The sequence below is a fragment of the Chryseobacterium joostei genome (genome assembly GCF_003815775.1).
GTDB classification, from domain to species: domain Bacteria; phylum Bacteroidota; class Bacteroidia; order Flavobacteriales; family Weeksellaceae; genus Chryseobacterium; species Chryseobacterium joostei.
The window spans coordinates 4233104-4254453 of the sequence record NZ_CP033926.1 but is presented as its reverse complement, the minus strand read 5'-3'; the positions used below and the strand labels follow the sequence as shown (position 1 = coordinate 4254453).

Annotated in this window: 17 protein-coding genes; 9 read left to right on the top strand and 8 right to left on the bottom strand. The window is 36.7% G+C overall.

The features are described 5' to 3' along the window. The first annotated feature begins 4 nt into the window (after positions 1–4). Positions 5–1846: a carbon starvation CstA family protein gene (locus EG359_RS19420; protein WP_174567037.1), complete on the top strand. Its 1842-nt coding sequence runs from the start codon at positions 5–7 to the stop codon at positions 1844–1846. Positions 1847–1922: 76 nt separating this feature from the next. On the opposite strand, the gene EG359_RS19415 is transcribed toward EG359_RS19420, so the two are convergent. Both EG359_RS19415 and EG359_RS19410 read right to left on the bottom strand, forming a co-directional pair. After that, complete coding sequence (locus EG359_RS19415; RefSeq protein WP_076356567.1) at positions 1923–4715, bottom strand: TonB-dependent receptor plug domain-containing protein; 2793 nt, start codon at positions 4713–4715, stop codon at positions 1923–1925. 226 nt (positions 4716–4941) lie between these two features. Then, positions 4942–7272, bottom strand: a complete 2331-nt coding sequence (locus EG359_RS19410; RefSeq protein ID WP_076356565.1) for an ATP-dependent helicase — start codon at positions 7270–7272, stop codon at positions 4942–4944. A 251-nt stretch (positions 7273–7523) separates the two neighbouring features. Between EG359_RS19410 and EG359_RS19405 the strand changes: the two genes are divergently transcribed. From EG359_RS19405 to secG, 3 genes are all read left to right on the top strand, one after another. Next, the gene (locus tag EG359_RS19405) at positions 7524–8837 is read left to right on the top strand and encodes a M16 family metallopeptidase (RefSeq protein WP_076356563.1); all 1314 of its coding nucleotides are present in this window, start codon (positions 7524–7526) and stop codon (positions 8835–8837) included. A gap of 7 nt (positions 8838–8844) precedes the next feature. Beyond that, a complete protein-coding gene (locus tag EG359_RS19400; protein WP_076356561.1) occupies positions 8845–10875 on the top strand; it encodes a M16 family metallopeptidase in 2031 nt (676 codons plus the stop codon). 286 nt (positions 10876–11161) lie between these two features. After that, positions 11162–11515, top strand: a complete 354-nt coding sequence (gene secG / locus EG359_RS19395; RefSeq protein WP_076356559.1) for a preprotein translocase subunit SecG — start codon at positions 11162–11164, stop codon at positions 11513–11515. A 71-nt stretch (positions 11516–11586) separates the two neighbouring features. Here the strand turns inward: secG and EG359_RS19390 are convergent, their stop codons facing one another. Beyond that, positions 11587–12426, bottom strand: coding sequence for a glycosyltransferase family 2 protein (locus tag EG359_RS19390; protein WP_123867526.1), 840 nt, complete (start codon positions 12424–12426; stop codon positions 11587–11589). Next, positions 12422–13033 carry a recombination mediator RecR gene (gene recR / locus EG359_RS19385; RefSeq protein ID WP_076356555.1) on the bottom strand — a complete coding sequence of 204 codons (612 nt, stop codon included), beginning with the start codon at positions 13031–13033 and terminating at the stop codon, positions 12422–12424. Before recR ends, EG359_RS19390 begins: the two co-directional genes overlap by 5 nt. Before the next feature lie 328 nt (positions 13034–13361). Here recR and EG359_RS19380 point away from each other — a divergent pair, with 328 nt between their 5' ends. The 4 genes from EG359_RS19380 to EG359_RS19365 all read left to right on the top strand — a co-directional run bounded on the left by EG359_RS19380 (position 13362) and on the right by EG359_RS19365 (position 16817). Further along, positions 13362–13967 carry an LURP-one-related/scramblase family protein gene (locus EG359_RS19380; protein ID WP_076356553.1) on the top strand — a complete coding sequence of 202 codons (606 nt, stop codon included), beginning with the start codon at positions 13362–13364 and terminating at the stop codon, positions 13965–13967. Between the two features lie 18 nt (positions 13968–13985). Further along, positions 13986–14477 (top strand): hypothetical protein, encoded by a 492-nt coding sequence (locus EG359_RS19375; RefSeq protein WP_076356552.1) that lies wholly within the window; start codon positions 13986–13988, stop codon positions 14475–14477. 150 nt (positions 14478–14627) lie between these two features. Then, positions 14628–16070 carry an aminoacyl-histidine dipeptidase gene (locus EG359_RS19370; RefSeq protein WP_076356551.1) on the top strand — a complete coding sequence of 481 codons (1443 nt, stop codon included), beginning with the start codon at positions 14628–14630 and terminating at the stop codon, positions 16068–16070. A 165-nt stretch (positions 16071–16235) separates the two neighbouring features. After that, entirely contained in the window at positions 16236–16817 is a 582-nt protein-coding gene (locus EG359_RS19365; RefSeq protein WP_076356549.1) for an LOG family protein, read from the top strand. Positions 16818–16908: 91 nt separating this feature from the next. Here the strand turns inward: EG359_RS19365 and EG359_RS19360 are convergent, their stop codons facing one another. Further along, complete coding sequence (locus tag EG359_RS19360; protein WP_076356547.1) at positions 16909–17238, bottom strand: 2Fe-2S iron-sulfur cluster-binding family protein; 330 nt, start codon at positions 17236–17238, stop codon at positions 16909–16911. A 12-nt stretch (positions 17239–17250) separates the two neighbouring features. Further along, positions 17251–18306 carry an NAD(P)/FAD-dependent oxidoreductase gene (locus tag EG359_RS19355; protein ID WP_076356545.1) on the bottom strand — a complete coding sequence of 352 codons (1056 nt, stop codon included), beginning with the start codon at positions 18304–18306 and terminating at the stop codon, positions 17251–17253. A 150-nt stretch (positions 18307–18456) separates the two neighbouring features. On the opposite strand from EG359_RS19355, the gene EG359_RS19350 reads away from it, so the two are divergent. Next, positions 18457–19227, top strand: coding sequence for a DUF3108 domain-containing protein (locus EG359_RS19350; protein WP_076356543.1), 771 nt, complete (start codon positions 18457–18459; stop codon positions 19225–19227). A gap of 288 nt (positions 19228–19515) precedes the next feature. Here EG359_RS19350 and pheS read toward each other — a convergent pair whose 3' ends face one another. Further along, entirely contained in the window at positions 19516–20526 is a 1011-nt protein-coding gene (pheS, locus tag EG359_RS19340) for a phenylalanine--tRNA ligase subunit alpha (RefSeq protein ID WP_076356541.1), read from the bottom strand. Between the two features lie 127 nt (positions 20527–20653). Further along, positions 20654–21313, bottom strand: coding sequence for a YceI family protein (locus tag EG359_RS19335; RefSeq protein ID WP_076356539.1), 660 nt, complete (start codon positions 21311–21313; stop codon positions 20654–20656). Between the last annotated feature and the right edge of the window lie 37 nt (positions 21314–21350).

The window sequence follows — 21350 nt, the reverse complement described above, 5'->3', positions numbered from 1 at the left end:
TAATATGGAATCTTTAAACAATATCAATGCACTTACTCTCATATTTGTATCTGTCCTTATTTTTGCGATAGCTTACCGCTTTTATGGTATTTTTATTGCGAATAAAGTTCTCCGACTTAATGACGGGAATATGACTCCCGCCGTAGAATTTGCAGATGGTAAAGATTATGTTGCCACCAATAAAAATGTACTTTTCGGGCATCATTTTGCGGCTATTGCTGCAGCAGGACCTTTGGTTGGGCCTGTTCTTGCGGCACAATTCGGATATCTTCCCGGTGCATTATGGATATTGATAGGCTGTGTTCTGGGAGGCGGAGTACACGATATGATTGTACTCTTTGCTTCAGTAAGACATAAGGGGCAGAGTCTTGCCACTATTGCTTCCAAAGAAATAGGAAAAGCAACAGGAACTGTAGCAGGTTTTGCCATCCTTTTCATTCTGATCCTTACGCTGGCAGGTTTATCATTGGCTTGCATCAATGCGATGCATGAAGCTTCATGGTCTCTTTTTACAGTAATCATCACCATGCCCATTGCCATCATCATGGGACTCATCATGCGCTATAAAAAGAACAGTGTCCTGTTTGCAAGTATTCTTGGAGGTATTCTTTTGGTTGCAGGGATTATCGGGGGACACAGCCTGATGCAGAATGCTACGATAAATAATCTATTTTCCTGGGATATTAAAACGATTTCCATTGCGATCCCTCTGTATGGTTTTATTGCTTCTGTATTACCGGTATGGCTTCTTTTGGTGCCAAGAGATTATCTTTCGACTTATTTAAAGATAGGAACTATTATTATGCTGGCTATTGGAGTAATTGTTATTCACCCTACGATACAGATGCCGGCTATTACAGCTTTTGTAAATGGTGGTGGCCCTATTATTGGTGGTCCGGTACTTCCTTTTATATTCATTGTTATTGCCTGTGGAGCCATTTCCGGTTTCCATGCTGTGATTGCCACGGGAACAACTCCGAAAATGCTTACTAAAGAAAGAGAAATTCTTTTTGTAGGATATGGAGCCATGCTGGTGGAAGGCTTTGTAGCATTGATGGCGCTTATTGCTGCCTGTACCCTAATGCCTGGTGATTATTTTGCAATCAATACTCCCAAAGAAGCTTATGATTCGTTTCTTGCAGCACATCCTTCATTACACGGAGTAGATATTGATTATTATTCACAGAAAATAGGTATTGATCTATATGGCAGAACCGGAGGTGCAGTATCTCTGGCGGTGGGAATGGCTCATATATTCAATAAGATTCCGTATATGGATCAGCTGACAGCCTATTGGTATAATTTTGCAATTATGTTTGAAGCAGTGTTTATTCTTACCGCCATTGATGCAGGAACAAGGGTTGGACGCTTTTTTTTACAGGAAATGCTAGGCTCTGTTGTTCCAAAATTCAATGATAAAAATTGGATTCCGGGAATTATTATCAGCAGTCTTCTTTTCACATTTGCATGGGGATATCTGGTGTACACCGGAAATGTAAACAGTATCTGGCCGTTATTTGGAATTAGTAATCAGCTACTGGCTGCCTGTGGGCTTATCGTCTGTACAACCATGCTGATAAGAATGAAAAGAGGTAAATATGCTTTCTGTTCGGCTATTCCTGGAGTTTTCATGGCGGGGATAACATTCTGGGCAGGTTATATTCAGGTGACCGCCATCTATATTCCTAAAGGACAGTATTTACTGGCAGCTTTAGCGGCAACAGCAATGATTCTTATGCTTATTGTATTTATAGGTGCTTTCAGAAAGTGGTATCAACTGCTTAAGATCAATACAACCGAAATTGACCATTATGGTGAAGCGGTAAAAGAACTGGTAGAAAGATAAAATTCATTATAATATAAAAAAACGGGCCTCAAATTTGAGATCCGTTTTTTTTTTTTTTTTAGAAGTATATAAAGTATTAAAAATTGAAGTTAAGTCTGGAGAACACATACCTTCCGTTCTGACCAAACTGTGAGGTAGAACGTGAGTATACAAACTGATCATTATTACTGGACGCAGGAAGATTTTTAGTTGGATAGATATCAAACAGATTGTTTACTCCTAACGTCAATCCTATGTTTTTTGTAAACTGATAGGCTACAGAAAGATCAGTAATGATCTTATCCCCTATTTTCTGGTGTTCATTAAATTCTATAATTCCATCTCCATTAGCATCCAGAACATCTGCTCCTGTTACTTTTCCAAAATAGGTATTTCTTAGATAGAAACTAGCACTCTTCCAAGTCAGTGTATGAGAAAGACTGGCTTTTACTCTTGGCACTGCTTCTTCCAGATAAACTCTTGATTTTTCGGAGAAATAAATCTTTTCTAAATCCGGAGACTGCAATAATCCTGAGGAATGAATATTCCCAACCTGTTTGGTCTGGTTAAGGTTAATCGCAAAGTTATTATCCAGCTTTATATCGGTAAATCTTGCAGTGTGAGAAATAACCACATCTACCCCTTTCGTTTCAGTATCAATGGCATTGGTAAAGAATTGAGCTGCATTGATATTTAATTTATCATAAATCAGTTTTGCTGCATCCGGAACACCTGCCTTTAAGAATTGATCTGTAAGGAGAATTCTGTTATTAATTCTTGTAAAGTAACCATCCGCAGTGAACGTTAAATTCACGGATGGAATTTTATAGGTAAATCCTACACTTGCAGATTTTGAAGTTTCCTGCTTCAGTTTTGGCATTCCTAATGCTCCTGCAACCTCAGAATCATTGCTAAATGTTCCCACATCCAAAAGCACTCCACTAGGAAGCTGTGGCGAAGTTACAAACAACGAAGAGGTCACGTTATAATAAATCTGGTGAATAGATGGTGCTCTAAATCCTGTAGAACCCGCCAGTCTCACATTAAAATTAGGAGCTACCTTGATTCTTGAAGCCAATTTATAATTGAAGGTAGAACCAAAATCTGAATAATTTTCATATCTCGCTGCTGCATCTACCAAAAGCCAGTTGGTGAAGTTAAATTCAACATCTGCATAGGCAGCTACTGATTGTCTGTTTTTGTTCACTGCATTTTCCGGTCTAAATCCGTTAAATACCTGCGAACCTCCCGGAAGTGCTGCTCCAAAGAAATCGGTAGGTCTTTTCGCTGGATCTCCATCCCATATATTTCCGTATTGGTCATAGGTAGTGTATGAAGCTTCTTCTCCTTCTGTCATTTTAAAGTTTTCAAAGCGATGCTCTCCTCCAAATGCAACATTCAATCCTTCAAATGCATCATATTTTTTAGAGAAATCTAAATTGATTGTATTTTGAGTAAACCTCAGTCCACCAGCATCAAATTCACTTGGTGAAGCAAATCTTAGAGAAGTATTTCCGGTATTTCCAATGTTATAGGTAAAAGAGTTTTGTCCAAAAGTATTACTGAAGTCAATATGCCATCCGTCCCATTTTCCTTTAATTCCTGCAGCCAATGAAATATCCTGAATATCTGTTCCAATCTGTGGAAGGTAACCATTAGGATACAATCCTGTAAAGGTTCTGCTTTCCCTCGGTCTTCTGTAAAACCCTCCGGAAGTACCATGTCTTAAGCTATAGCCGCCGAAAGTATAAACTTTCCAATCATCACTGATTGGAACCTCAGCATTGATGAAAAGCTGATGATTATTAAGCTTGGACTGCCCAACCTGCATGTTAAAATCCTTTCTCGTTTGTCCCCTGTAAGCTAATTCCTGATCGGTAACATCGAAATTCAATAAAGACTGAAGCCCTTTTTGAATAACATTTCCTGCCCCGTCTTTTATATCCTGAATGGTAGTTGCCCCTTGTATTCCTGCCAATTGAGCAGAACTAAAATAGTTAACTCCCTGCGCATACTGGTGAACATAATCAATAATCTGTTGTGAGTTAGGAGTATCTTTAATATCGCTGAAAAGAGATGAAAGGTTCACTCCATCATTCAGAGCACGTTGTTCAATAGCATTATAGGCATTGTAAATTGCTCCTTTTTCAGTTCCTGCTCTGTACGTAGGATTTCTGAACTGTGAAGACCAGGTGATATTAAAGAAACCACCTTTCGTACCTATTTTATTTCCATAATTCAGATCCAGCTGAATATTCTGTCCGTCAAAATTTCCTGTATGATCATTGGCTGTAGGTGTTAGATTTCCTCCATAGCCAATCTGACCTGTCAGTTTTCCGGTATCTCTTTTAAGTTCAAGGTTCATTACTCCGGCAATAGCGTCTGATCCGTATTGTGCTGCAGCTCCATCCCTAAGGACTTCTATTCTGTTTAAGGCAAAGGATGGAATGGCATTCAGGTCAGTTCCTACTGTTCCTCTTCCTGGTGTTCCGTTCACATTCACCAATGCTGAAGTATGTCTTCTTTTCCCGTTAACCAATACCAATACCTGATCCGGCCCCAATCCTCTCAACTGAGCAGGATCCAAATGGTCTGTACCATCCGAATTGGTCTGAACCGTAGAAGTAAAAGAGGGTGCAATGGCATTCAATATTTGTCCGATATTGGATTGTGGAAGAATTACAGAAGCCTCCTTTAGATTGAATACATCCACAGGAACCGGACTGTCTATTTTAGATCTTGCCCCGGCTCTTGAGCCCAATAATACAACTTCTTCTACACTATTGATTTTGTCTTTATTTGTTTTTATACTGTCTTTTTCCTGGCCGTAGGTAAATACTCCAAGAAAAAATAAAACAGAAGCGGAAAGAATAGTTTTCTTATTTTTCATATAGTTTACTCAATTAATTGAACATTTATGTTTTTTTACAGAGCGCAAATGTAAAACTTATTTATTAGTCCACAAAATCAATAGACTTTGTTTTTATAAAAAATATTTATTGTTTATTTCTATCCCTTATTAAAAATACTATTTTTAAAGTAAACCTTATAGATTTTAACAAAAAAAAGCGAACCCCAAAAATTGAGTTCGCTTCTATTCTTATATTATTTTCAGCTTAGATCTTTGTCAGTTTAGCATATTTCAGGATAAGGTTTTTCTCTCCCTCGTGTATGAAGACAACTTTTGCCTTGATATTTTGAGGATCTGTTCCATCCAGAAAGGAGACTTCTCCAATTCCGAAACGATCATGTCTCACCTTATCTCCAACTTCAATATCCTGAGAGGAAGCTCCACTTGGATTAATGATTTTTGCCGTGCTTACAGGTTTTAGTTTTCTCTGTTCAGGAGCGGGTGCCGAATTATCTCCCCGGTCAATGGTCTTTTTCTCAACTCTTTTGAAAGCTTTCTGCTCAGATGGATGCTCATCAAAAATATTGGATCTCACCCCAGAATTGTTGATAAATCTTTTTTCCAGTACAGGATTAAGGAACTCAATATATTCATCATCAATCTCGCTTAGAAATCTTGATGGTTCTGCATCTGTAATTTTTCCCCACTGGAAACGTGACACTGCGTAGGAGAAAAACACTTGCTTTTCTGCCCTTGTCAAAGCTACATAGAACAGTCTTCTTTCTTCTTCAAGATCTTCTCTTGTTGCAGAACTCATAAAGCTTGGGAAAAGATTCTCCTCAAGACCAACCAAATGTACCACTGGGAACTCCAATCCTTTTGAAAGGTGAATGGTCATCAATGAAACCATATCATCTTCAAGGTTTTTATCCTGTGTATCTGCTGAAAGTGCAATGTTTTCAAGGAAGTTGGACAAACTTGGATCTCCATCTTCCAACTGCATTTGTTCTTCAATAAACCCTTGCATAGAGTTCATCAATTCCTGAACGTTTTCTACCCTTGAAATTCCCTCCGGCGTCTGATCATCCTTTAAAAACTTGATTAAGCCACTACGTTTTGCCACTTCCATAGCAACGCTGTAGGCAGTTTCGGTCTTTAATAGTACCTGAAACGCTTTAATCATAGACCAGAAATCATTTAGTTTGTTTAAAACACCATTATTTAAGCCCAACTGAGGAGCATACATCGGTAAATTATCCAAGACCTTTGAGATGGAAACGTTTTGTGCATCTGCAAAAACAATCAGTTTATTCTGCGTGGTTTCTCCAATTCCTCTTGTGGGATAATTAATGATTCTCATCAATGCCTCAGAGTCATTTTCATTGATTAAAAGGCGTAGATATCCTATTAAATCCTTAACCTCTTTTCTTTGGTAAAATGAAAGTCCTCCGTATACCTTGTAAGGAATATTTTTACGTCTCAAGGCATCTTCAAATGCTCTGGTCTGAGAGTTTGTTCTGTATAAAATAGCAAAATCGCTGTATTTTCTCTGATCACGGTTACGAAGTTCCCAGATATTTCCGGCTACGAAATTGGCCTCATCAGCATCTGATAGAGAACGGTATATTTTAATTTTGTCTCCCTCTTCATTATCACTGAAGACATTTTTCTTAAACTGCTGTAAGTTTTTCGCAATAACAACATTGGCTGCATTTACGATATTCTGGGTAGAACGGTAGTTTTGTTCCAAGGATACTGTAATAGCATCCGGATAATCCTTTTTAAAATTCAGGATGTTATAAATATTCGCACCACGGAATGAGTAAATAGATTGTGCATCATCTCCCACCACACAAATATTCTCAAATTTTGAAGCCAATGCTTTTACAATAAGATACTGAGAATGGTTTGTATCCTGGTACTCATCTACCATGATATACCTAAATCTATCCTGATATTTTGCAAGCACTTCAGGGAAACGGGTCAGTAATTCATTGGTTTTTAACAAAAGATCATCAAAATCCATAGAGCCGTTTCTGAAACATGCATCTACGTATCTCTGATAAATCTGTCCGATAAATTTCATGTTTGCCTTTTCATCCGCTTCCATGAGTTCAGGATTGTTGAAATAGGCCTTTACAGTAATCAAATTGTTTTTGTAGGTTGAAATTCTAGCCTGAACTTTTTTAGGTTTGTAAAGGTCAGCATCAATGTTCATGTCTTTCAGTACCTTTTTAATTACATTCAATGCATCCTGCTGATCATAAATGGTAAAATTGGAAGGATAGCCAAGATAATGAGCTTCAATCCTTAGAATTCTTGCAAAAACAGAGTGAAAAGTTCCCATCCAAAGACTTCTTGCATTGCTGTCACCCACTACCTTCGCAATACGCTCTTTCATTTCACGGGCTGCTTTATTGGTAAAGGTAAGTGCAAGGATATTGAAAGGGTCTATTCCGTTGTGTATTAAATGGGCTATACGCATGGTAAGCACACGTGTTTTACCGGAACCGGCTCCCGCAAGCACCATCAAAGGTCCTTGTAAAGAGGTAACGGCTTCATATTGTGATTCGTTGAGTCCTTTCAAATAATCCATACTGCAAAAAAATTTTGGGAACACAAAATTAATGTATTCAAAGGAGAATTCAAATTTTGATTGTAGAAGTTAAACATTAGAAGCTAAATATTAGGAGAGCCAGCTATTGAAACAGAGGTGTTTTTTCATTTGAAAATAAAATTCATCAATATATTATTTCTAACTTCTACCCTCTATATCTAACTTCTGGTGCATAGGTATGTAACATTTAATTCACTTTTCCTACTAATTGATAAACAATTTCAAACTTTATGAAAAAACGACTTATTTCTGCTGCTGCCGTAGCTTTCTTCGGGCTTATGCTGAATGCACAGCAAATAAAATTCGAAGAATATGATCTTCCCAATGGTCTTCATGTAATTCTTCATCAGGATAATTCAGCTCCGGTAGTAACAACAGGAGTAATGTATCATGTAGGTGCAAAGGATGAAGTAAAGGGAAGAACCGGTTTTGCACACTTCTTTGAACACCTTTTATTTGAGGGAACCCCTAATATTAAGAGAGGTGAATGGTTTAAGATCGTTTCTTCAAATGGAGGCGACAATAATGCCAATACAACCAACGACAGAACCTATTACTATGAAACTTTCCCATCCAACAACGAACAACTTGGACTTTGGATGGAGTCTGAAAGAATGCGCCATGCCGAGATCAATCAGGTTGGTGTAGATACACAAAGAGAAGTGGTAAAAGAGGAGAAAAGACTGAGAATGGACAACCAACCTTATGGAAATCTTTTTTCAACCATTCAAAAGAATTTGTTTACCAATCACCCTTATAACTGGCCTACCATAGGTTCTATGGAGGATCTGAATGCGGCTAAGCTTGAAGAATTTCAGGCTTTTTATAAGAAATTCTATGTTCCTAACAACGCAACTTTAGTAGTAGCAGGAGACATTAAACCTGAACAGACTAAAAAGTGGATTGCAGAATATTATGGAGCTATTCCAAAAGGAACTGTTTATCCAAAGGATTTCCCTAAAGATGCTCCTATTACTCAGGAAAAAGAAGTTACGGCAACTGATCCGAACATTCAGCTTCCTGCCTATGTTTTTGCTTACAGAACCCCTGCCAATAAAGAAAAAGATGCGTATGTGCTAGATATGCTTTCGTCTTATCTAAGTAATGGCAAATCTTCTGTTTTGTACAAAAAACTGGTAGATCAGGATAAAAAAGCACTTCAGGTAGCTGCTTTCAATCAGGGACTTGAAGATTACAGTATTTTTGCATTCTTTGCGATTCCAATGGGACAGACAACTAAGCAGACTTTACAGACTGATATTGATGCTGAGATCAAAAAACTTCAGAATACTTTAATTTCGGATGAAGATTATCAGAAGATCCAAAACCAGTTTGAAAATCAGTTTGTCAATCAAAATTCAAGCATTCAGGGTATCGCTGCTTCTTTGGCAACCAACCATGTATTGATGGGAAATACAAATCTTATCAATAAAGAAATTGACATTTACAGGTCTATTACAAAGCAAGATCTGCAAAATGCAGCTAAAAAGTATCTGAATTCTAACCAAAGAATCATCATCAACTACGTTCCTGAGAAAAAATAATTTACCCATGAAAAAGCAATTCACCTATATAGCAGCGGCATTTTTATTTGCAGGAATGCTTTCCGCACAAAAAATAGATATTAATGCAATGCCAAAACCAGGACCTACTCCTGCCGTTAACATTGCTAAACCAAAAACCTTTCAGCTAAGCAACGGGCTTACTGTAATGGTTGTTGAAAACAATAAACTACCAAGGGTAAACACCACTCTTACCATGGACAGGCCTCCTTACTATGAAGGAAATATAGCCGGAGTAAGCCAGATTATGGCAGAACAGCTTGATAATGGTACTACAAATCTTAGTAAAGATGAGTTTAATAAAAAGGTTGACTTTTTAGGAGCCAATCTAAGTTTTTCCTCTAATGGTGCATCTTCCAACTCACTTTCAAAATATTTCCCTGAAGTATTGGGGCTGATGGCTGATGCTATCGTTAATCCAAAATTCTCTGCAGAAGAGCTTCAAAATGCAAAGGAAAGAACCATTGAAGGCTTAAAAGCTGACGAGAAAAATGCATCTTCCATTGCTGAAAGAGTCTCCAATGCTTTGAAATATGGTAAAAACACTTCACGAGGAGAGTTTGAAACGGTAGAATCCATCAATAAGATCCAATTGGCAGATATCCAGAATATTTACAATAAATACTACGCTCCGGAAAATGCCTATTTAGTAATTGTAGGAGATGTAAAATTTGATCAGATCAAACCTTTGGTTGAAAAATCATTTGGAAACTGGAAGAAATCAAATACGAAGTTTGCAGCTTTAGAACCTGCTTCCAATGTTTCCAAAACAGAAATTAACGTGGTGGATGTTCCCTCTGCAGTACAATCTGTATTAGAAGTAGGAAACCTGAATACTTTGAACATGAAAGATCCAAACTACTTCCCTGCTACTATTGCCAACTATATTTTAGGGGGTGGCGGTGAAGCCAGACTTTTCATGAACCTTAGAGAGAAAAATGGATTTACATACGGTGCCTATTCCAGTATGCAGCCAAGTAAATATTCTCCTAATTTTTCGGCAGAAACAAGCGTAAGAAATGAGGTTACAGACAAGGCGATTAAGGAATTAATGAATGAACTTAATGCGATTTCTACGGTAAAACCTGAAGAACTTGAGAATGCTAAAGCAAGACTAAAAGGCGCTTTCATTATGTCTCTGGAAAAGCCCGGAATCGTTGCCAAGTTTGCTTTGGATCAAAAGGTGCAGGATCTTCCGGCAGATTTCTATACCAACTATTTAAAATCTATTGACAAGGTAACTGCAGCAGATGTATCTAATGCGGTAAAAGCAACGATCTTCCCTAACCAAAGCAGAATCTTCGTTGCCGGTAAGGCTTCTGATATTGCTGAAGGACTGGAAAAACTAGGTTACCCTGTAAAATACTTTGATAAGGAAGCAAATCCAGTTTCAAAACCTGCAGCACAAAAGGTGGATGCCAATGTAACCATTGGCTCTGTAGTGGATAAATACATTAATGCCGTTGGAGGATTGGCAGCCGTTCAAAAAGTAACCTCCGTTACTGCTGATGCCACTACCAAAGTACAAGGTATGGATATGAGCATAAAACTGATTGAGGGAAAAGGAGGAAAAATGATGATGGAAATGAAAATGATGGGTAATACTCTTCAGAAGATCGTTTTTGATGGTAAAGATGGATATGCAGAAGCACAGGGACAAAAAATTCCGCTGAATGAGCAGCAAAAATCTTTGATGGCTGAATCTGACCCTTTCCCGGAACTTAATTTTGCAAAAAAAACAGATTTAAAACTAGCCGGTATTGAAAAATACAACAATGAAGATTCTTATGTTGTAAAAGGCCCAAAACAAACCTACTATTACAGCGTAAAGACAGGTCTTAAAACGGGTGAAATAAAAGCGGGTGAAGGAGGTTCCATTCCTACAAGCTTTGCTGACTACAAGGATGTATCTGGTGTAAAGCTTCCATTTACCATTATTCAGAACATGGGTGGTATGGATATCAATCTGTCAGTACAATCCTATCAGCTAAATCAGGCTAAGGATTCTGACTTTAAATAAAAAACAAATCATTTTTATAAAAAAAGACTATCTCACTTTTGGGATAGTCTTTTTTATTTTCTGATCTCTTCGTGATTTTAATGAATTTTGAAATTCAAACTCAATCTTCATAAAAATAATTTAGTGGTAAATTCCCAACACTCTTATGAGCCTATCCATCTATTTTAAGCATTAAATCTTTATTTTATTTTTAATTTTTAGTAGTTGATCCACATTTCCCAACATCTTTTTTTGTCATTCAGTAAAAAAACATTAAATTTGCCCATTCAAAAAGATATCAGAATTAATGGATACTATATTTACACTATTGATGGTTCTTATTATGGTTGCCAGTGTTTTATTGGTGATTATTGTTATGGCTCAAAACCCAAAAGGTGGAGGTCTTTCCAGTACTTTCGGAGGGGCATCATCTGCTCAGTTTGGAGTACAAAGAACCAATGATTTCATGGAAAAAGCAACATGGACCCTAGGCGGAACTATCATCGTTCTTATCCTTTTAAGCGTTGTTATTACGGGAAAACCATCACAAGTGGCTCCGGGACAACAACCAGTAAAAAAAGAAGTTCCGGCTAAGCAATCGGCTCCTGCTTCTTCTAAAACAGCTACACCGGTTCAGGCACCAGCTACACCCGCAAAATAAGAAGATTATTTTTCTACATACAACAAAAGCAACTCAATTTGAGTTGCTTTTTTATTTGATATTTAAGTTCTTTATTTCAATTTAATTTTCTCAATCTGGTAGCGAAGCTTTAGACCTGCCTTCAGAAAGGAATATTGCATGGGCTTATCATCTTTATAATACTTATCAATAAAGATCTGCATGGCACCATAGAAACGTTTCAGATAAACATCATTCTTTACGGTGCTCTCTCCTTTATGATGAAGAATAGAGACCTTACCATAATAATAGTTCTTATATCCTTTTCTTAACAGGGTGTAGCAAAGATCAATGTCTTCCCCATACATAAAATAGGATTCATCCAAGCCTCCAATATTTTTGTAAACTTCTTTTTTTATCAGTAAAAAAGCACCTGTAATTACATCTACATCAGCAATCTCCTCTTCTCCAATATCATTTCTATAATAGGATTTGGAATTATTCTTTTTTAAATTGGTAAACAACTTTTCAAAGGAATTGAACATATCCGGTACAGAACGTTTACTTTCGGGCAGGAAATTTCCTTCTACATCATGCATTCTTACGCCAAGACATCCAAATTCAGGCTTGGCATCAGCAAAATCCAGAAGTTCTTTCATATAAAAACCTTCTAATTCTGTATCTGGGTTTAAAAGCAGCAGATATTCACCTTTCGCTTCCTGTATTGCCTGGTTATTCGCTTTTGAAAAACCACCATTATTTTTTGAAGAAATAAATTGTACATCAGGAAATTCGGGGATAAGATCACCCCAGGAGCTGTCTGTAGAAGCATTATCAATTACAATCACCTCATATTCTGCCTTTTCTATATATTTCTGAATAGATAAAAGGCAATTCCTGAGTAACTGGGTAACATTATAATTAACAATAATAATTGACAGCTTCATACTAATCCTTTTCGTTATACGGTAACCTGTTGATGATGGATCTTCCCAATGAAATTTCATCAGCATATTCAAGCTCATCCCCTACCGAGATTCCTCTGGCAATACTTGAAAAGTTCACCTTGAAGTTCTTAAACTTCTTATAAATATAATAAGCTGTTGTATCTCCCTCCATAGTAGCACTTAATGCAAAAATAAATTCCTTTACTTTCCCGTCATTCAGCTTTCTTTCAATACTTGGAATGTTCAGCTGGCCGGGTCCTATTCCCTCCATTGGGGAAATTTTCCCGCCAAGAATAAGATATTTCCCTGTATACTTTCCTGTATTTTCAATGGCAATAACATCACGTACATCTTCAACGATACAGATTAGTTCACCATTTCTTTTTTCATTACTACAAATTTCGCAGATCTCAAAATCAGAGAAATTGTGACATTCTTTGCAGTATTTTATTTCGTTGACAAGGTTAATGAGTGAATTTCCAAGACTTACCGCTCTGGAACTGGGTTGCTTCAATAAATGTAATGCTAATCTTAAAGCTGTTTTTCTTCCAATTCCAGGCAAGCCCGAAATCTCATCAACTGCCTTTGCCAAAACTTTACTTGGGTAATCCATAGCTACAAAAATAAGGATTATTTGAGGAAAAATGGTAAATTATGGATCGCTAGTTTTGGGAATCAGATGGATATTTTGAATTCTAAATTCAAATTAATTATAGTTAATTCACTTTGCTTATCATTTTTCAGTAAAAAAATCAGAATTCACCCTTGAGATTAAAATTAAAGGAAGTTGTATTTCTTAATCTTTTATCGTTTGATTTTATATCTAGTTATGTACAATGTCTCATTATGAGCTTTTATTATTTTAACATAATATCCTTATCTTCCATAACTCTAAAAAAACCGTTATCTTTGCGGCTTAAATATGAAAAAAATAAACTAACATGGTACTTAAAAATTTAAACTATCCTCTGGATTTTAAATTCAAAATTTCTACACTGGCAAGTGACTTCAACATTACGGATAAAAATGGAAATTATGTAGCGTATGTACGTCAGAAAATGTTCAAGTTGAAAGAGGATGTTGTTGTTTTCAATGACGAAAGTAAAACTAAGGAACTTTTTAGAATCAGAGCTAATAAATGGATTGATTTTAATGCATCTTATTCTTTGAATGACATTGTTGACAATAAAAACTATGGTAGATTGGCAAGAAAAGGGATGCGTTCTCTTTGGAAATCAAGCTATGATATTCTGGATGCTAATGACCAGCCTAAATTCAAGGTACAGGAAGACAATGCTTGGGTAAGATTCTGGGATAGCTTCGTGGGTGAACTTCCTATCATCGGAATGTTTACCGGATATTTCCTTAATCCATCTTATACAGTAACTGGTATTGACGGAAAAGCTTACTTTAAACTGAAAAAAATGCCTTCATTCTTTGGAAGAAGATTTCAATTGGATAGATTAATTGATATTGACGATGAGGAAGAAAGCTTAGTAATCCTTTCATTATTAATGATGACTCTTCTTGAAAGAGCAAGAGGCTAAAAATAAAATCACAAACACATGAAACACCTAATCATTCTCTTTTCTGCACTTCTATTGGTAGCTTGTAAAAAAGATAAGGAAACAGTTTCCGGTTCTACTCCGGCAGATTCTACAAACACCGTTAAGGATTCTGCTGCCACCAATATTTCATCAGGAAAAATCTTAATTGAAAACATTTCATTTCCAGAAGAAATTAAGGAATGCTCATGCTATTTTGCAAGAAACAAAGCTGATTTTGAAGCAGAAAAATACATCTATGCCGATGACGCTGGTAAAACAGCCTACATGAAACTGGATGGTAAAAGATTGGCTATGAATCTTATTTCCTCAAGTGATATGGAAGTGGATGAAGAGCTTACCAAGGAAATAGAAAGTAATGATTACAAAATCTCTGTAAAAGGGAAAAAGATCAAAGGTGAAGAAGCTCTTCTATTTGAAGGTACTCTTACCATTGAAAAACCTGACGGATCAGTCATTACAACACCGATCTACGGAGAATGTGGATGTTAATAAGTCACATTATAAAAAAGTCATAGGGGGTAAAAAAACGAATTAACCGATGAGTTATTTTGCCGTTTTATCCTCCAAACACATACAAAAGTGCTTCTGTATTTCACAGAAGCATTTTTTATTTCGTAAATTTGAGAAAAATAAATTTCAATGGAATTATCTAATATAGAACCGCAGATAATCTGGAAAAACTTCTCCAAATTAAATGCAGTTCCAAGACCATCAAAAAAAGAGGAAAAAGTAATTGCTTTCATCAAGGGATTTGGTGAGAACCTAGGATTGGAAACTACTGTAGATGAAGTAGGAAACGTAATTATTAAAAAACCTGCCACTGCAGGAATGGAAAACCGTAAGTCTATTGTACTTCAGTCACATTTAGACATGGTTTGCCAGAAAAACAATGACGTTAACTTCGATTTTGAAACAGAAGGAATCAAGATGGAAATTGATGGCGACTGGGTAAAGGCAAAAGGAACAACTCTAGGAGCTGATAACGGTTTAGGAGTAGCTACTATTATGTCTATCCTTGAAAGTTCAGATATTCCACACCCTGCATTGGAGGCTTTATTCACTATTGATGAAGAAACAGGAATGACCGGAGCTATAGGTTTAAAACCAGGACAGCTTACAGGAGAAATTCTATTAAACCTGGATACGGAAGAAGATGATGAAATCGACATAGGCTGTGCCGGAGGTGTAGATGTTACCATCACTCAAAATTATGCTGTAGAAGCTCCAAAAGGACAAATTGTAAGAATTGAAGTAAAAGGCCTACAAGGAGGACACTCCGGAATGGATATCCACAAAGGTTTCGGAAATTCAAATATCATCCTTGGAAGACTTCTTTACGTTGGATTGGAAAAACAAAATCTTGAAATCGTTTCTATAGACGGTGGAGGTTTAAGAAATGCTATTCCTAGAGAAGGAGTAGCTGTTGTTTCAGTAAGAAATGCAGGTGAATTTATTGAAGCGGCTACCATTCTTAAAAAAGAAATTCTGGAAGAGTTTGCTTCTGTAGAACCTGGACTTCAAATTAATATTGAAAACTCCACATCATCTGATAAAGCTGTTTCTGAAGCAGATTCTAATAAAATCATTCTCACATTAAAAGCTCTTCACAACGGAGTTTACAGAATGAGTCCGGATGTAGCCAACCTTGTAGAAGCGTCTAACAACGTGGCAAGAGTTGAACTAAAAGGTGGTGAGCTTAAAATCTTAAACCTTACAAGATCATCCGTAGATTCTTCTAAATATTCTACAGCAGAGCAATTAAAATCTGTAGCAGAATTAGCAGGAATGAATGTAGTATTCAGCGGTTCTTACCCAGGATGGAAACCAAAACCAGGTTCTGAAATTGTACAGGTTATGGAAAAAATCTATACAGAGAAGTTTAATGAAAAACCTCATGTAGTAGCTTGCCATGCAGGACTTGAATGCGGTATCATCGGAGCCAATTATCCTGAAATGGAAATGGTAAGCTTTGGCCCAACCATCAGAGGAGCACACTCTCCTGACGAAAAAGCAAATATCCCGTCTGCTCAGAAATTCTGGAGTTTCCTAAAGGATATCTTAGCCAATATTCCTCAGAAATAGAACATTAAAATAACTATATTAAATATCCAAAGTCTTATGACTTTGGATATTTTTAATTTAAACCAATAAACCAAGTAAGACCTTATAGATTAACAATACATAACATCTAAAAAAATCTAAATGTATTTTCTTATCTTCTTTGGCCTTAAAAAAAACATATAAATTATGAAGAGTATTACAGTATTCTGCGGATCAAGCTTTGGTGCAGAGGAAATCTACAGAGAACAGGCATTCTTATTAGGACAAACTTTAGCAAAACAAAACATACAGCTTATTTATGGCGGTGCAGATGTAGGTCTCATGGGAGCCGTAGCAGATGGAACTTTAAGTGAAAACGGAAAAGTAACCGGAGTGCTCCCCCACTTTTTACAATCAAAGGAAATTGCCCATAAAAACCTGACCGAGCTTATTCTCGTGGAAACCATGCACGAAAGAAAAACCAAGATGAATGATCTATGCGATGGCGTTATCGTTCTTCCGGGCGGCTATGGAACATTGGAGGAATTCTTTGAAATGATCACCTGGGCACAGCTTGGTCTTCACAAAAAACCAATCGGGGTTTTAAACATTGATGGTTTTTATAATGATCTGATGAGTCTGGTTCAAAATATGGTGGATAAAGGATTCTTAAAGCAAGTGAATAGAGACATGCTTCTGATCAGTGAGAATATTGACGACTTATTAGAAAAGATGAGGAATTATGAGCCACCTACCGTTGGAAAGTGGATTTCTAAGGAAGAAGTTTAAAACCTATATTATTTAATATAAATAGTAACTACAAAACAAAACCCGTCCGAAAAATTCGAACGGGTTTCTTATTAAGATTAAAAAATATTTTCTAAGGATAAGGAGCAATTTCCACTTCAAGTCCTTCCATTGCATCGGCAATATGTAACTGGCATCCTAGTCTGCTATTATCTTTCACGTGGAAAGCTTCTGCAAGCATAGCATCTTCTTCATCTCCCATTGGCTCTAGCCCTGGATCATTAATTACATATACCTGGCAGGAAGCACACATCGCCATTCCTCCACATACACCAATAGTACCCTCTTCAGCCAATTCATAAGAACGGATGATCTCCATTAGGTTCATGGACATATCCGTAGGAGCTACAACATCGTGAATTACACCTTCTCTATCGGTGATTTTAATATTAACGTCTGACATAATTCTGCAAAATTAGTCAATTTTTTTCACAACAGCCTTCTCTGCTTCCTTACGGCTTCCATCAAACCCGTCTACTCCACTTACTGTTGTATATTTTAATACGAACTTTTTACCCGGATTAAGTCTGTTGTATACACTCTGACACATCAAGGTAGCCTCGTGGAAACCACAAAGAATCAACTTCAGCTTTCCAGGATATGTATTGATATCTCCGATAGCGTAAATACCATCAATGTTCGTCTGATAATCAAGAGCATTGTTTACTACGATTGCATTTTTCTCGATATTTAATCCCCAGTTTCCGATCTCACCCAATTTTGGTGTTAATCCGAATAAAGGAATAAAATAATCTGTTTCAATATCGTAAGCTTCCTGTCCTTCACTTTCTACAGTAATTGCTTCTACCTTTCCGTCACCTTTGATACCGGTAACTTCTGCAGGAGTAATTAATTTAATTTTCCCCTGGTTTTTCAGCTCCTGAACTTTCTCTACAGAATCCAAAGCTCCTCTGAACTCATTTCTTCTGTGGATCAAAGTTACCTCACTTGCCACATTGGAAAGGAAAACGCTCCAGTCTAGTGCAGAATCTCCACCTCCGGCAATAACAACTCTTTTATTTCTGAAATGTTCAGGTTCTTTAACGAAATATTCCAGCCCTTTTTCTTCATAGTCAGCTACATTATCAAAAGTAGGTTTTCTAGGTTCAAAAGTACCCAATCCTCCTGCAATAGCAATAGCCTTACACCTGTGAACCGTTCCCTTGTTTGTAATCACCTCAAACCACTCATCATCAACCTTTGTATAAGAAACAGCGGTTTCCCCTAAAGTAAACCCAGGTTGGAACTGCTTGATCTGCTCCATCAAATTATCCACCAATTCTCCAGCATTCACCGAAGGATACCCTGGAATATCGAAAATAGGCTTTTTAGGATAAAGTTCAGCCAATTGCCCTCCCGGCTGTGGAAGTGCATCAATAATGTGACACTTCATTTTTAAAAGACCAGCTTCAAAAACTGCAAAAAGTCCTGTAGGACCTGCACCTATGATCAATATATCAGTGGTTATCATAATTTAGATAATTTAATTATACATGTAACTGCAAATTTACTAATTTTAATGCGAAGCATATTTAATTGATTCTAAATAAAAACCTGAGATTTGTCAAATATCTATCATTTAAGATATTAAATTTGGCAATGTTTTTGTAAATGTCTTATTATGAAGAAAATTTTAACCCTTATTGCAGTACTTATATTCTTTTTAGGCTCTGCCCAGATTGATAACATCGCAGACGGCGAATCCATTTCTCTCAGGATCCATTACGGCTTCCTGAATGCCGGAACCGCCAACCTTACCACTAAAAAGACTACCTACAAAGGGATACCCCACTTATATGTAAAAGGTACAGGGGCAACTACAGGTGCCGTAAAGGCTTTCTTCAAAGTAGAAGATCTATATGAAAGCTTCATCAATACAGCAACCGGATTACCAAGTTTCTATGTAAGAAATGTACGCGAGGGAAGCTATCGTCAGCACCTTGAGACAGCTTTTAATCATGATAATAACACGTTGATTTTAACGGATAAAAAGACCCCTGCTAATGGTTCTAAGGTAATAAAATCGGTGAAAGGAGTTCAGGATATGCTTTCCTGTTTCTATTATCTGAGAAGCAAAAGCTCCGAAGAGTTGAAAGTAGGAACCATTATCAATATGAACGTATGGATTGACGATGAAATGTTCCCTTTTCAGCTAAAGGTAACAGGAACTGAAAATCTGAAAACCAAGTTCGGGACCATCAGTAGCTTAAAAATTATTCCGTCTGTCAAAAGCGGACGAGTATTTAAGGAAAAAGAAGGAGTAACTATGTGGGTTTCCAATGATGCCAATCATATTCCTTTGCTTTTAAAGGCAGAACTGGCTGTTGGTTCTTTAAAGGCTAGTATTGATGATTATAAAAATGTAAAATATCCTTTAAAGTTTACTAAATAAAATAGATAACTAAGTTCTTTAGTTGATGAATGTCTGTAGTTTTTACAGACATTTTTTTATTTGGAATGTAACATATTAGGAACACCAGTTGTCTTTATTATAGAGGCAGACAAAGAGCTGCAGCGTGTCAATACTTCATTTGAGGTACCTAACGGATTCGAAATGGAAGTAGGGACATAAGAAACAGACACGTGTAAATTTTTCAATAAGATCAGTTTTTAATTACGTTTTGTTTCTTAGGTCAGTAATTAAAAACAAAAACCTCCGGAGCTCCGGAGGTTTGATTTTTTATAGAGACTTGAATTGCTCCAAGGTTCTGATATCATTTTCAAAGAACATTCTGATGTCACTCATTTGGTAAAGAAGCATTGTAATTCTTTCAATACCCATTCCGAATGCATATCCTGAATATTTCTCAGAGTCAATATTTACATTTTTCAATACAGCAGGGTCTACCATTCCACAACCCATGATTTCTAACCAACCTGTACCTTTAGTAATTCTGTAATCTGTTTCAGAGTTTAATCCCCAGTATACATCAATCTCAGCACTTGGCTCAGTGAACGGGAAATAGGATGGTCTCATTCTGATCTTGGATTTTCCGAAAAGCTCAGTGGTAAAGAACTGGATCGTTTGCTTTAAGTCTGCGAAACTTACATTTTCATCAATGTATAATCCCTCTATTTGGTGGAAAATACAGTGAGAACGTGAAGAGATTGCTTCATTTCTGAATACTCTTCCCGGAGATAAAATTCTGATAGGAGGCTGATTTTCTTCCATATAACGGGTTTGTACGGAAGAAGTGTGCGTTCTCAAAAGAATATCCGGGTTCTGTTCAATAAAGAAAGTATCCTGCATATCTCTTGCCGGATGGTATTCCGGAAGGTTCAATGCCGTAAAATTATGCCAGTCATCTTCAATCTCAGGGCCATCTGCTACTGCAAAGCCAATAGATTTGAAGATTTCAATAATTCTGTTTTTAACCAGGTTGATTGGATGTCTTGATCCCAATTCCAATGGAAAGGCAGGTCTTGTAAGATCTTCTTTTTCTACAACAATAGAAGATTCAGAAGCATTTTTCAAATCTTCTAATTTACCGGCAACAGCCTGTTTCAAGGAGTTAATCTTTTGCCCGAATTCTTTCTTCTGGTCGTTAGGAACTTCTTTTAATGTTTCGTAAAAATCATTTAGAACCCCTTTCTTACCATTATACTTGATTCGGAAATTTTCGATTTCCTCTTTAGATGCAGTATTGAAGCCGTTTACTTCGATCAGTAGTTCTTCTATCTTTTCTATCATTATTTTACCCTTTCAAAATGTTTTGCAAAAATACGACTTTTAAGTTTAATAATAAGTGAGTCATAAAAAAATCTGCCTCTTTTTCGGGAGGCAGACTTCAATCACTTATTTCACTTAAATAAAAAAATTATTTCTTTTCTAAAGCTTTAACGCTGATCTGAAGAGTAACCTCATCCTTAATCACACCGTTTTCAGCAGGAGCCTGGAACTTCACGCCAAACTCTTCTCTTTTTACATCCTTAGGCTCAGTAGCAACGCTTACTTCTCCATCTTTCACAGAAACATTCGCTTTAAACTGAACAGGCTTGGTAATTCCTTTAATGGTTAAGTTACCATCCAAAAGAGTATTATAATCACCTTCGGTAGTAGGAGTAACCTTTGTGATTTCAAAAGAAGCTGTTGGAAATTTTTCAACTTCAAAGAAATCACCACTCTTAAGATGACCGTTTAATTTTCCCATATCTTCCGGACTGTCTTTTAAGTCCACAGAAGTTAATGAGTTCATATCAGCAACAAATTTACCGCTTTCAAGTTTTCCATCCTTCACCGTAACATCTCCACTTTCGAACTTAATATTTCCAAAATGGCTTGTATTTTCAGATTTAAATACTTTGTATCCTTTCCATTCAACCTTACTGTTTAGTGTATCCAAAGTGTACTGGCTACCATCCTTGGTAGTCGTCACCTCATTACTTTCACTGGTAAGCGGTTTATCTTTTTTACAAGAAACCATTACAGCAGCAATAAATAAAGCAGGAATAGCTAACGAAAACAGTTTTTTTCTCATTTTTGATTTATTTTTATTACTTCCGCTAATATAATAA